This window comes from Parabacteroides merdae ATCC 43184 (assembly GCF_025151215.1).
Taxonomy (GTDB): domain Bacteria; phylum Bacteroidota; class Bacteroidia; order Bacteroidales; family Tannerellaceae; genus Parabacteroides; species Parabacteroides merdae.
In genome coordinates this window covers 494,040-506,425 of record NZ_CP102286.1, presented here as the reverse complement: position 1 = coordinate 506,425, position 12,386 = coordinate 494,040, and the positions used below count along the sequence as shown (strand labels likewise).

General features: G+C 39.1%; 12 protein-coding genes and 1 tRNA gene. 10 read left to right on the top strand and 3 right to left on the bottom strand.

Features of this window, described 5'->3' with window-relative positions; genetic code table 11:
- Positions 1 to 5 precede the first annotated feature (5 nt).
- The 10 genes from NQ542_RS01990 to NQ542_RS01945 all read left to right on the top strand — a co-directional run bounded on the left by NQ542_RS01990 (position 6) and on the right by NQ542_RS01945 (position 9,871).
- Positions 6 to 79: transfer RNA gene (locus NQ542_RS01990), tRNA-Thr, on the top strand.
- Positions 80 to 286: 207 nt separating this feature from the next.
- Positions 287 to 817 (top strand): DUF4199 domain-containing protein, encoded by a 531-nt coding sequence (locus NQ542_RS01985; RefSeq protein ID WP_005640021.1) that lies wholly within the window; start codon positions 287 to 289, stop codon positions 815 to 817.
- A 20-nt stretch (positions 818 to 837) separates the two neighbouring features.
- Entirely contained in the window at positions 838 to 1,791 is a 954-nt protein-coding gene (locus tag NQ542_RS01980) for a glycosyltransferase (protein WP_005640019.1), read from the top strand.
- Positions 1,788 to 2,312: a nitroreductase family protein gene (locus tag NQ542_RS01975; RefSeq protein ID WP_005640017.1), complete on the top strand. Its 525-nt coding sequence runs from the start codon at positions 1,788 to 1,790 to the stop codon at positions 2,310 to 2,312. The genes NQ542_RS01980 and NQ542_RS01975 overlap by 4 nt, the downstream gene beginning before the upstream one ends.
- A gap of 6 nt (positions 2,313 to 2,318) precedes the next feature.
- Entirely contained in the window at positions 2,319 to 2,885 is a 567-nt protein-coding gene (locus NQ542_RS01970; protein ID WP_005640015.1) for a manganese efflux pump MntP, read from the top strand.
- Between the two features lie 472 nt (positions 2,886 to 3,357).
- Entirely contained in the window at positions 3,358 to 4,668 is a 1,311-nt protein-coding gene (locus tag NQ542_RS01965) for a metallophosphoesterase family protein (protein WP_005640011.1), read from the top strand.
- A 126-nt stretch (positions 4,669 to 4,794) separates the two neighbouring features.
- The gene (locus NQ542_RS01960) at positions 4,795 to 6,009 is read left to right on the top strand and encodes a hypothetical protein (RefSeq protein WP_005640010.1); all 1,215 of its coding nucleotides are present in this window, start codon (positions 4,795 to 4,797) and stop codon (positions 6,007 to 6,009) included.
- Complete coding sequence (locus NQ542_RS01955; protein WP_005640008.1) at positions 6,006 to 7,232, top strand: glycosyltransferase; 1,227 nt, start codon at positions 6,006 to 6,008, stop codon at positions 7,230 to 7,232. The genes NQ542_RS01960 and NQ542_RS01955 overlap by 4 nt, the downstream gene beginning before the upstream one ends.
- Positions 7,229 to 8,323 (top strand): glycosyltransferase family 4 protein, encoded by a 1,095-nt coding sequence (locus tag NQ542_RS01950; RefSeq protein ID WP_005640007.1) that lies wholly within the window; start codon positions 7,229 to 7,231, stop codon positions 8,321 to 8,323. Before NQ542_RS01955 ends, NQ542_RS01950 begins: the two co-directional genes overlap by 4 nt.
- A 327-nt stretch (positions 8,324 to 8,650) precedes the next feature.
- Complete coding sequence (locus NQ542_RS01945) at positions 8,651 to 9,871, top strand: IS256 family transposase (RefSeq protein ID WP_005650368.1); 1,221 nt, start codon at positions 8,651 to 8,653, stop codon at positions 9,869 to 9,871.
- A gap of 77 nt (positions 9,872 to 9,948) precedes the next feature.
- Here NQ542_RS01945 and NQ542_RS01940 read toward each other — a convergent pair whose 3' ends face one another.
- From NQ542_RS01940 to tnpA, 3 genes are all read right to left on the bottom strand, one after another.
- On the bottom strand, positions 9,949 to 11,562 hold the full coding sequence (locus tag NQ542_RS01940) for an IS66-like element ISBvu3 family transposase (protein ID WP_005639999.1): 1,614 nt from the start codon (positions 11,560 to 11,562) through the stop codon (positions 9,949 to 9,951).
- 75 nt (positions 11,563 to 11,637) lie between these two features.
- Positions 11,638 to 11,952 (bottom strand): IS66 family insertion sequence element accessory protein TnpB, encoded by a 315-nt coding sequence (gene tnpB, locus NQ542_RS01935; RefSeq protein ID WP_230199192.1) that lies wholly within the window; start codon positions 11,950 to 11,952, stop codon positions 11,638 to 11,640.
- Positions 11,953 to 11,989: 37 nt separating this feature from the next.
- Positions 11,990 to 12,346 carry an IS66 family insertion sequence element accessory protein TnpA gene (tnpA, locus tag NQ542_RS01930; RefSeq protein ID WP_005635862.1) on the bottom strand — a complete coding sequence of 119 codons (357 nt, stop codon included), beginning with the start codon at positions 12,344 to 12,346 and terminating at the stop codon, positions 11,990 to 11,992.
- Positions 12,347 to 12,386: the final 40 nt, after the last annotated feature.

Here is a 12,386-nt window from a genome sequence, read left to right as displayed (position 1 = left end):
CACCTGCCTCTTTAGCTCAGTTGGCCAGAGCACGTGATTTGTAATCTCGGGGTCGTTGGTTCGAATCCGACAAGAGGCTCGAAACAAATGGACAATTGACAATTGACAATTAAGAAAGATATTTAATTGCGATTGTCAATTGTCTTTTTTTATTGTCAATTGTTAATTATCTGTTAATCGTTCGTTAATTGTCAATTGACAATTGACAATTGACAATTCTAAGCATTGTATATTCTCACAAAAGGATTAATTTTGCTGATGAGAACATTAAAAAAACAGCATTATCATGGAAGAGAATAAAGGTTTACTGTTGAAGTGCGCGATGTCTTATGGCCTGGCTATGGGCATATATTGGGTGATAAAATATCTGTTCCTCATTTTCGGGTATTCCATACCCTCGCTTATCTTTATTTATGAAGGCTTAAGTCTTGCCGTTCCTCTCATCGCCTATTACTTGACCAAGCGTTACCGGCAGGACATAGGAGGAAGCATCAGTTTCTTCCATGCATGGCGGTTCGGCATCATGCTGTATTTCTTCGCGGCCCTGATCGTTTCGATCGAGCATTTCATATTCTTCCAGTTTATCGCTCCGCCCGACTTCCTGAACAACACGATGACACAAGCCATAGTGGCGCTGAAGAACGCTGACTTCAACAGTGAAGTGATCGAGGCTATCAGCCGGACCAACTTCACTCCCATCCACATGGCTATCCAGGGTATTTTCAATAATATATTTTACGGAATCATATTATCCATACCGGTAGCAGCACTGGTTTGCCGCAAACAAACAGCAAGCCCTGTGTCCGAAGAAAAATAAGAAGAAAATAAAAACAAATAATGGACATATCAGTAGTTATACCACTGTACAATGAAGCCGAGTCTCTTCCTGAATTGTTTGCCTGGATAGAGCGGGTGATGAAAGAACATAATTTCAGTTACGAAGTAATTTTTATCAATGACGGAAGCACGGACAACTCCTGGGAAGTGATCGAAGCACTTAAAAGCAAGAATCCGGAAGTGGTACACGCTGTCAAGTTCCGCCGTAATTACGGCAAATCCCCCGGTCTGAACTGCGGTTTCCAACGGGCAAAGGGAGATGTGGTCATCACGATGGATGCCGACCTGCAAGACAGCCCCGACGAGATTCCCGAACTATACAGGATGATCACCGAAGAAGGCTATGACCTGGTGTCCGGTTGGAAGAAAAAACGTTACGACCCGCTGTCAAAAACCATTCCGACCAAGCTGTTCAACGCTACGGCACGCAAATTCTCCGGCATTACGAACCTGCACGATTTCAACTGCGGACTGAAGGCTTACAAGAACATCGTAATCAAGAACATAGAAGTCTATAACGATATGCACCGCTACATTCCCTACCTTGCCAAGATCGCGGGATTCAGCAAGATCGGCGAAAAAGTGGTGAAACACCAAGCCCGCAAGTACGGAACGACCAAATTCGGACTGAACCGCTTCGTAAACGGTTATCTGGACCTGATCACGCTCTGGTTCACCTCCAAATTCGGAAAGAAGCCGATGCATTTCTTTGGATTATGGGGAAGCGTGATGTTTTTCATCGGTTTCATCGCACTGGTCATTGTGTTGAGTGCGAAACTGATTTCCATCTGCACGGGAGATTTGCGGCCACTGGTCACCAACTCGCCCTACTTCTATGTTTCGCTCACGGCCATGATCCTCGGAACACAGATGTTCCTCGCGGGATTCATCGGAGAGTTGATTTCAAGAGATTCACCTAATCGAAACAAATATAAAATCGAAACAGAATTATGAACCTGTTAGAACTGGCACAGAAACGTTGTTCGATACGCAAGTACGCATCCTCCCCGGTGGAAGACGAGAAACTGGCATATATCTTGGAAGCCGGACGTATGGCTCCATCGGCAGTCAACTTCCAGCCCTGGTATTTCGTCATAATCCGGCAAGAGGCAGGGCGAGCAAAAATACAGGAATGCTATGCACGCGAATGGTTCCGATCCGCACCGCTCTACATTCTCGTCTGCGGCGACCACAGCCAGTCGTGGAAACGTTCTTCGGATCGGAAAGATCATATGGACATCGATGTGGCAATCGCCACGGAACATATCAGCTTAGCAGCCGCTGAACAAGGTCTGGGCAGCTGCTGGGTTTGTAACTTTGACACGGATCTATGCCGGAAGCATTTCAATTTACCAGACACGATAGAGCCGGCGGTTATACTCACGATAGGTTATCCGGAAAGTCCGGATCTTTTTGAACAGACTTCCAAAAAACGGAAAACGTTGGAGGAGATCATCAAGGAAGAAACATTTTAATGTAATATGTCATTTTTAGAAATAGTGTTACTGGCTGTGGGATTGTCGATGGACAGTCTCGCAGTTTCTGTCACCGGTGGGGCTCTCATACAAAACTACAGACATCACCACATGCTGAAGATCGGCTGCGTGATGGGGATTTTTCAAGCAGGGATGACCATAGCGGGCTACCTGGCGGGGATGAGCTTCAAGAAATACATCACGGCATTCGATCACTGGATCGCTTTCCTGCTGTTGCTTTACCTCGGAGGCAAAATGATATACGAGAGTACCCAGGAAAAAGAAGAGGATTGCAGAACGAACCCGCTATGCTACAAGACACTGTGCGGATTAGGCATTGCAACAAGCATCGATGCGCTGGCTGTCGGCATATCGCTGGCCTGCATCGAATCAGCCATTGCACTGGAAGCCTTGACGATAGGGATCGTCACCTTCCTGTTCTCCGCTTTTGGCGTCTACTTCGGCAACCACTTCAGCCGCAAGATAGACCTCAAACTGGACCTAATCGGCGGATTGATCCTGATCGGCATCGGCACCAAAATCCTGATCGAGCATCTTTATTTCAATGGATAAGTCACCATTTCACCTTCACATCATCTCAAACAACTATAAGCCAGTTGTTTCCTGTGAACTCAGTGAATGCACCCCAAGGTTCTTCCCCGCTATATAAATCGAAGCCCGCGCCGCCACCATCTTGTCTGTCTATCAAAACTCCTTGAAGCGACAATTCGCCAGGATACGGGCAAAACGACACAAGTCGAAAACCTGGCTCGGCGCGTTTCGGCAACCCACCCCAAATAAAAAGAATTCCGACGGCGGATATTGGTAAGACAGTACAATGGATAGGAGCAACTGCACAGGAATTAGGTGATTCCAGTCTTAATCAGCCGAAAACAGGGAAGACAGAACACTGTCCCTTTCTATTTTCCATCATATTCTTTTTCCTCTATATCTGTAAAAAGATTCAATTTTTTCCCTATCTTTAGCAAATAGTATTAACACATTGATTCATAAATTACCAAAAGTCACCTAACATAATCATTATATGGAAAAGAAAACATTGTATTTAATATATGTTATAATTGTCTTACCTTTTGCTGTTGCATGCAGAGACACAGAAGACAATCTTACAGTATCCACCTTACGCAGTGACATACATGATTACTTATATACAATCAACAATAGTGAAGCAACCCAACGCCTAGATTCGATCATGTACAACAAAACAGATACCGACAAGATATATGAACGTTTCAAGATTGTTCATATATCAGATCCACATATATCCGCAATATCTACTAATAACAATTATACAAACCCCATAAATCTAAAACAATCCGTAACCTTCGCCAATCAATCCAAACTCAAAATCAATGCTTTGATAGCAACAGGAGACTTTATTTCCAATTCCAGTCGAAAAGATGCTATTCTTTTCATGGAATCATTTACAAAACATTTCTACGAAGGGAATCATATCCCGTCTTTTATATGCACAGGCAATCACGACTGCAATATGATAGAAAAAGTCTCAAAAAATTACATCAGTAAAGAAAAAATTCACTCCATTCTATTTCCTAAGCAAACTCAAACAAATCAAAATTATTTCTATGCAGATATACCCAATCCTCAAGGAGGTACTATTCGAATCATCTCATTAGACATGTTAGATCAACCAGGCACTGAATATAATACACGCATTTATGCCTACTATTCACAAGAACAAATCAATTGGTTAGGTAATATTGCACTAAAAAAGGGAATAACTGACCAACATAGTATAATCATCTTGAACCACTACCCATTCCAAGCCTATTCACCAAAAGCTAATACTTATCTATGCGATGGTGATTTTGTCCACCCTTGGTTCATGATCCCTGAGATAATAGAGGCTTACCGATCTCGCTCCAGCATATCAAAAACATATCTCAATAAATTAAGGGATAATAAAAATATTTCTGTCAATTTCAACTTCCATGACAGTAAGGGAGAATTCATCTGTTATTTAGGAGGACATGACCATTTTACAACAAACTTTGATATACATGATCTTGAAAATGAAAATAAAAGCATTCCCCCTCAAAAAATGCTTCTCTGTACCAATCAAGCCCCCAGCGAAGTCGGAATTATCTATAATCGCGTCATACGTGAAGTCGATAGTCTCAGCAGCAACAGCTTTTGTATATATGCCATTGACACCAAAGAAAAAAAAATCTACATTACATTCTTCGGAGCCTACAAACCGACAGACAAGGCTGAATATCCCAAAATCCAAATTATTCCATATTCACAGAGCGAGGTTTCCCCCAATTCCTCATTGAGCGAGAACGTGAAAATCAATCAATTGGAAAAGATGTAAAGACCTCCCCTAATATCTACAAATACAAATTCACCCGCATTTATTTCCTAAATATAAACAAAGAGATTATCTTTGGATACAATAAAGTCAAATGCATACCGTTACACAAAAAACAATTAACACTATATGATTCAAGATTTCATCAATAAACAGTTTTTCTCACTATTTGTCTTTACACTCATATTCGGTTTACTTCTATATGGAACTATCGGATTTGACTTTATCGATGAAATATGCGCAACTTTATTATTTATATTATTCGGATATTCACTTTTCAAATCACAGGAGTGGTTAATAAATAAAGCTTTTTTAACAACCATTGGTGTATTCCTGTTTTATTTATGTTATTCTCTGTGCATCAATAGCAACACAAAAGCTGCTATTATCACAGATTTTATTATTCAATTTAAGCCATATTTAGCCTTATTTTGTGTATATTCTCTTAGGCCTCATTTTTCAACAAATCAAAAGAAAATACTAAGAATAATTTGTGTATTTTTTTGGTTGATTCTACTAATACTGGCTTGTATAGAAATATTCAAACCTCATACTCTATCAAATGTAATGGCTCACGCGACTTATTTTGCGGCAGGAGTCATAGCGACATCTCTTTGCTTTCTCTATACAGGAGATTTTTCAATGAAAGATAGGATTCTTTTTATTATAATGCTTTCCATAGGTCTTATATCCGGACGCTCCAAATTCTATGGATTCTTCACATTATCCGTAATGGTTATTATCTATTTTTCCAACATAAACCATTTCAAATTAAATATAAAAACTATTATTCTTCTCATTATTACTTTAATACTTATATTAGTCGTCTCATGGAAGAAAGTTTCTTTCTACTTTATAGAAGGAATTACAGGAGAAGCAGAAACAGATACAATTGCACGTTTTGTACTCTATACAACCTCTATCCAAATATTAATCGACTACTTCCCTTTCGGATGCGGATTCGGAAGTTTTGCTACCTATGCCTCAGGATTGTACTACTCCCACATATATAATCAATACGGAATTGAGAATGTCTGGGGGATTAGCAAAAGTTTTTATAGTTTCATCGCTGATACTTATTATCCTTCATTGGCACAATTCGGATTTGTAGGAATCATGCTTTATATTACATTCTGGATATATGTATTCAAAAAAGCTCTTATATTCTTCCAACACACAAAACAAGCTAAATTAATGATCATCGTATTATTACTAATTTGTTTTTTCGGAATAGAAGGGACATCGGATTCAACTATAACAACTCATAGAGGATTATTCATGATGATGATGATTGGTTTAATGCTTAGTGAAATGAAAAATAAAATTGCAAATTCAAAATCATGAAAATACTACAGCTCAATAAATATTTTTATCAAAAAGGAGGGGCTGAGACTGTTTTTTTCAACACAATCTCAACCTTGGAAAACAGAGGACATCAAGTAATACCTTTTGCCCTAAAAAACAAAAAAAACAAATTTTCAGAATATGAATCTTATTTTGTGGATTATCCTGAATTATCAGAATCCAACATTTGGACTAAAATAACAAACATACCTGCATTCATTTACAATCGACAGGCAGCCAAACAATTAGAACGACTAATTTTGGATAAGAAACCGGATATCGCTCATATTCATTTACTATTCAATAGCCTATCTGTTTCTATATTACCTGTTTTACAGAAATATAGAATACCAACTGTTATGACTGTTCACGATTATCGGCTTATTTGTCCTGCTTATACATTAACAAACGGAAAAGGGAAAATTTGTGAATTATGCAAAGATCGACATTTTATCCACTGCACACTAAACAGGTGCTCCAACGGAAATTTAACAAATAGTATGTTACTTTCATTGGAGAACAGCTTCAGATCTTGCTTTTACGAGCCACTTAATTATATTGACAAATTCATTTTCGTCAGCAAGTTCGCCCAAAAAAAACATATCGAATTCAATCCTGGATATGCATCAAAAGCAGTCCAACTATATAACTTTACCCCAGATATACCTACAAGAATCAATAAAAAAATAAATCATAGATACTTACTTTATTTCGGTAGATTATCTAATGAAAAGGGGATCAATAGTTTATTAGAAGCAATACGAGATATACCCGAAATTGATTTAAAAATTATCGGCAGAGGCCCACTTTCAAAAGAAATAGGAAACAACTATCCCAAAAACGTTTCTTTTTTAGGTTTTAAGGAAGGTCAAGAATTAAAGGAATACGTTAAAAATGCACTTTTTACAATCGTTCCTTCTGAATGGTATGAGAACAATCCATTGAGCATTATTGAATCGCTCTCCTTGGGAACTCCTGTAATAGGCAGTAATATCGGAGGTATTCCTGAACTTATACAAGACGAAAAAACAGGATTCACATTTACAATGGGAAGCCCAGCCGATTTAACAAAAACTATTCGAAAAGCGATAGCAATACCTGAAGAAAAGCTTTATGAAATGTCTATAGCTTGCAATAAATTTGCACAACAACATTTCTCAGCAGACAAACACTTCAACTATCTTATCTCTATTTATCAATCAATATTAAAAGCTTCAAAATGAAAATCATAGTAACTGGATTAAGAGGTTTTCCCAATATACAAGGCGGCGTAGAGACTCATTGTGAAAAATTATACCCACGCCTCAGCAAGCTTGGAGTAAATGTAACAGTTGTAAGAAGATCCTGCTTTGTAAAGGAAAATCCTCCATTAACAAGTTATCAAGGTGTTTTTTTCAAAGATCTCCCAGCTCCCAAAATAAAAGGATTTGAAAGTGCTATCCACACTATATGTGGGGTTTGGTATGCCTATAAACAAAAAGCAGATATAGTCCATATACATGCCATTGGACCATCAATTGCCATTCCATTTGCAAAACTACTCGGATTGAAAGTGGTTGTCACCCATCACGGTCCAGATTATGATCGTAAAAATTGGAATTTTTTTGCAAAATTCATTTTAAAAACCGGTGAATTCTTCGCCGCTAAATGGGCAGACGAAATAATTGTCATCTCCACAGTTATTGACAATATACTAAAAACGAAATATAATAGAAACAACGCAATATTAATCTATAACGGTGTTGACATTCATCAGCCAACTCAAACCGATCAATATATCAAATCATTAGGACTTAGTCACAGAAAATATATTTTAGCTGTTGGCCGATTTGTAAAAGAAAAAGAATTTGACAAATTAATTATGGCCTTCTCCGATCTAAACTTACAGGATTATCACTTAGTTATCGCAGGAGATTCTGACCATAAAACATCTTATTCAACTTATCTAAAAGAATTAGCTCGAAAAAAGCAAGTTATATTGACTGGAATGGTAAAAGGTGAATCATTGAAAGAGCTTTATTCACATGCAGGATTATTCGTTTTACCCTCTTCCCATGAAGGTTTACCTATCACATTGTTAGAAGCTATGAGCTACAATATCGATACTTTAGTTAGCGATATTCCTGCTAATTTGGCAGTGGGATTATCAAAAGAGCACTATTTCAAAGTAAATCACATGAACAGTTTAAAGCAACAGCTAACATATAAGATATATCAAAACAATTATCCTGTATATTATGACTTAAAAGCATATAATTGGGATCACATAGCCCAGCAAACTTTTAATGTATATAATAATTTACTAAACGTGTAATTCTTCAGGAATGATCCCCCCTAATACTGCTGCATAATAAGAAAAGACAGTATTATACATTTCAGGTGCTAATATCCTAATTACACGACTTGCTTTTGAAATCGCATAAAAATCTACAAATGTTTTCATTGCGACTTCATGAGTAAGCATCCGATAAAGTACACATTGTATTTTCATAAAATAGAAAACTCGATATCAACTTTAGTCAAAAGCTAATATCGAGTTTTTTATTCGGCACTATAAAATATTTTGTGTAAATGGAAAATACGGGATTCAAGTTTGAGTCTCGTATTTTTTATTTTATAGATTTGCAAAATGAAGAAGATTATGAAAGAAAAGAATCAAGTAGTGCCCGATGAGGTGTTAAGCAAGGAGTTCCTTAGCCAGTTCAAGACAGAAGCGGATGTGAGCAAGTTTCTGAAACAGTTGCATGCCCAGGTGCTGGAGAAGATGCTTGAAGGCGAAATGGATGCCCATTTGGGCTATGAAAAGAATTCTGTGACAGGGAACAATACCGGCAACTCCCGGAATGGCAGTTATCCGAAGAAAATCCAGACCGAACATGGAGAGTCTGTCATTTCTATTCCACGTGACCGTAACGGCCAGTTTGAGCCGATAGCAGTGCCCAAACATGAAAGTCGTGGACTTTCTATAGAAAAGCTCGTTATCTCCCTATACGCCAAAGGAATGAGCGTTTCTGACATAGAGGAAGAGATGCGTGAGATTTATGAAATAGAGCTCTCTACATCGGCCATTTCCATCATTACCAACAAAGTCAATCAGGCTGCCCAGGAGTGGCAGAACCGTCCCCTTGATCCTGTTTGCCTGATAGTCTGGATGGACGGTATTGTCTTCAAGGTACGGGATAACGGCAAGATCATAAACAAGACCGTTTACCTTTGCGTCGGACTGAAACAGAACGGCCTGAAGGAAGTTCTTGGCATGTGGGTTGGCAAATCGGAAAGCTCTTCTTTCTGGATGGGTGTCCTGACCGACTTAAAAGCCCGTGGAGTGCAGGATATACTGATTACCTGTACCGACAATCTGAATGGATTTACGGATACTATCCGCAGTGTATTCCCTCAGTCATCCACTCAAGTCTGTGTGGTACATCAGATCAGAAATTCCTGTAAATATGTCGTTTATAAGGATAAGAAAGAGTTTACAGCGGATATGAAGAATATCTATAATGCACCCAACAAAGAGGTTGCAGCCACAGAACTTGACAATCTGGAAAAGAAATGGGGAGGAAAGTATCCTTATGCTATACTTTCATGGAGAAACAACTGGGATGATTTGACTGTTTTCTTCCAATTCCCGCTGGAAATCAGAAAAATAATCTGCACAACCAATCTCATTGAGAACCTGAATGGAAAAATCAGAAAGTACACGAAATCAAAACTTTCATTTCCTTCGGACGATGCTGTAAAAAAGACCGTATATCTTTCGCTTATGGAGATTGAAAAGAAATGGACAATGCCTATTTCAAACTGGGGCTTGATTATGAATCAATTTATGCTTATGTTTGAAAACAGAATCCAGATATAAGAACAAACTTACAACTGAATCCTGTTTTCATTTACACAAAATTCTGGACAGTGTCTTTTATTCTTTAACATAAATATTTAAACTCCAATTGGATTCGTGTTGGATTTCTCTAACTTCCAAACATCCGGAAGAAGTTCACGAACATTTTTCCCGGAGTCTCTTTCCAGATAGTATGGAAGTTTGGCTATGACATCATTCAGCCATTCCCTTGGGTTAATTTCCTGTGCTTTACAGGTAGCTAATAGTGAGCATATGATTGCTGTATTTTCAGCTGCCTCGTGGTTACCACAAAAGAGGAAGTTCTTTCTGGACAAAGTAAGTGGTCTAATCGCATTTTCCGCCAGATTATTATCGATTTTCAGATTTCCATCTTTCAGGTAATTCTTCATTCTTGGCCAAAGAGGATAAGTATAGGTAATAGCTTGTCCCATGCGACTTCTTGGTGGTACTTTGCCATAAGTCTGTTCCATCCATTTTTCAAAGGAGTCAAGTATGGGAGTTGCCAAACGCTGGCGGAGTGCACATCGTCCCTGCGCATCGAGTTTCCGGGCATCTGCTATCTGCTCAATATGATATAGTTCCTGTATTTGTTTAAGAGCATATTCAGCAAGTGATCTATTTTCATCCAGTGCCAGCTCCATATGTCTTCTGATATGGGCCAGACAGGCAATAAGGCACACGTCCTTAGTGCCATCAAACGCATTGTAGGCACTGTATCCGTCACTTTGAAGATATCCTTTGAAGTCCTTTAATAAATTTCTGATTGTCTGTCCGGATCGGGAACCGTCATCATAATGGAAGATGACCAGTTTTTCCATAGCTGCCCTGACCATCCATAAATACTCCTTATCGGTTTTTCCCTTTCCTTTGTTGATGACCCGTACTGTGGTTTCGTCGACCTGAACATATCCGCTGCCCGTTACGAGCTTTACTAATTCCGAATAAAGAGGACTTAATAACTCACATACTGGCTTAAACCACCCGCTTAAAGTACTTTCCGGCAGTCGTACACCCAAATGTCTGTATTCCTTTACCTGACGGTAAAAGGGAACATGATATTCATATTTCTGCAGAAGTATTTCGGCTAGCAAGGAAGGTCCTGCCAGACATTTGTATATAGGGGAAGGTGGAAGCGGTGCTATTATGACACCGCTTTCACCCTCTTTGGGAAGACTTAAATTATTTTTGAGTCCGTATTTGGGACGTACTGTCTCTTTGACATATAGCTTTCCCGGTTCAAATTCAAGCGTACGTGTGCGCTCTTCACCTATACGACGATATCGATTCAGATCCACATTATCAGGTTCGACAATGACTTCCACAACGGGCAGCCCCTCTAACAGTTCCCGATTACGGCGGGATTCTTTTTTCTTTCCGTCCGGTTTACATGTCCTAGTGCCTACGCCAGTCTCCACAAGATCCGTTTCCTCTTGCCTGGGATTAGCCAAGGTATCAAACAAGGCAAGCTGGTTGGGATCCAAGGATGCCAGCTTTTCACTCTTTCTGCCGAAAAGCTGTCTGTTTAACCAGGCTACTTGCGACAGGAGTTCCTGTACTTTTTGCTGCAGTTCTCCCGTCTGTTCCATAAGTTTCTGATTTGATTCTACAAGGGTACGATTTGTCTCCAGAAGCCCTTTTATTTGCTCCTGTTGATTCTTGATTATTAGTTCCATCGTATCTGTATGAATCATTCTTTTTAGTATCTTATTATAATGTAAAGATACTGAAAATCGTACAGCTATACAAGTTTAGGAAGCTCTTTTTAATCAATAAAATCCTTCTTTTCGACCGGCTTTAAGACGTTTGAGTCTATCACTCGGATTATCGGTTATGCCTTCCACCATCAGTACTAAATCACGCCATTCCATGGGATAGGAACGGCTTTCACTATCATAGGAAGGAAGTCTAAAGGTACCTTCCTCAAGGCGTTTTATGTATAAAACCATACCTCCGTCTTCGGTATGCAGAAGTTTCATGGTTGTTCTGCTTCGGTTGACAAAGATAAACACATCGCCAAGTCGAACGTCATATCCCATTTTATCATGAACAAGCCCACAAAGGGAATTTATTCCTTTGCGCATATCTGTCTTCCCGGGACACAGGAAGTAGCGCATCGTATCATTCAGGCAGAACATGGCTACATAATTTACTGATCAGGCCATAAATAATCTCCGGATTACTTAGGATGTTGAGGTGGATCTTTATGCCGGATGGAAGTTCTATGGTTACATGCCTGTCACCACATGATGAAGTGGGAATGGCAGGAGTATGATTAATATTAAGAGGGATAAACGAATCACCTGTAGGTTCGGTGTGTTTGGTATATGGGTGACTCAATCCATATTTCTTCTTCCAATAATGAAAACAGGAAGCAGGATACGATTCATTATCACAGAAATCCTTTATGGTTAGTCCGCTGGACTGTTGGCGCTGATATAGCGCTAAAAACTCTTCTTTACTCATTGATCGTTTCATAACTACGTTTTTGAACGCAAAGTAATAGAAGAGTTTTTAG

Excerpts from the sequence above, each read along its gene's own strand:
- NQ542_RS01985 (WP_005640021.1), top strand. The coding sequence starts at position 287 with ATGGAAGAGAATAAAGGTTTACTGTTGAAGTGCGCGATGTCTTATGGC.
- NQ542_RS01980 (WP_005640019.1), top strand. The coding sequence starts at position 838 with ATGGACATATCAGTAGTTATACCACTGTACAATGAAGCCGAGTCTCTT.
- NQ542_RS01975 (WP_005640017.1), top strand. The coding sequence starts at position 1,788 with ATGAACCTGTTAGAACTGGCACAGAAACGTTGTTCGATACGCAAGTAC.
- NQ542_RS01970 (WP_005640015.1), top strand. The coding sequence starts at position 2,319 with ATGTCATTTTTAGAAATAGTGTTACTGGCTGTGGGATTGTCGATGGAC.
- NQ542_RS01965 (WP_005640011.1), top strand. The coding sequence starts at position 3,358 with ATGGAAAAGAAAACATTGTATTTAATATATGTTATAATTGTCTTACCT.
- NQ542_RS01960 (WP_005640010.1), top strand. The coding sequence starts at position 4,795 with ATGATTCAAGATTTCATCAATAAACAGTTTTTCTCACTATTTGTCTTT.
- NQ542_RS01955 (WP_005640008.1), top strand. The coding sequence starts at position 6,006 with ATGAAAATACTACAGCTCAATAAATATTTTTATCAAAAAGGAGGGGCT.
- NQ542_RS01950 (WP_005640007.1), top strand. The coding sequence starts at position 7,229 with ATGAAAATCATAGTAACTGGATTAAGAGGTTTTCCCAATATACAAGGC.
- NQ542_RS01945 (WP_005650368.1), top strand. The coding sequence starts at position 8,651 with ATGAAAGAAAAGAATCAAGTAGTGCCCGATGAGGTGTTAAGCAAGGAG.
- NQ542_RS01940 (WP_005639999.1), bottom strand. The coding sequence starts at position 11,562 with ATGATTCATACAGATACGATGGAACTAATAATCAAGAATCAACAGGAG.
- tnpB (WP_230199192.1), bottom strand. The coding sequence starts at position 11,952 with ATGCGCAAAGGAATAAATTCCCTTTGTGGGCTTGTTCATGATAAAATG.
- tnpA (WP_005635862.1), bottom strand. The coding sequence starts at position 12,346 with ATGAAACGATCAATGAGTAAAGAAGAGTTTTTAGCGCTATATCAGCGC.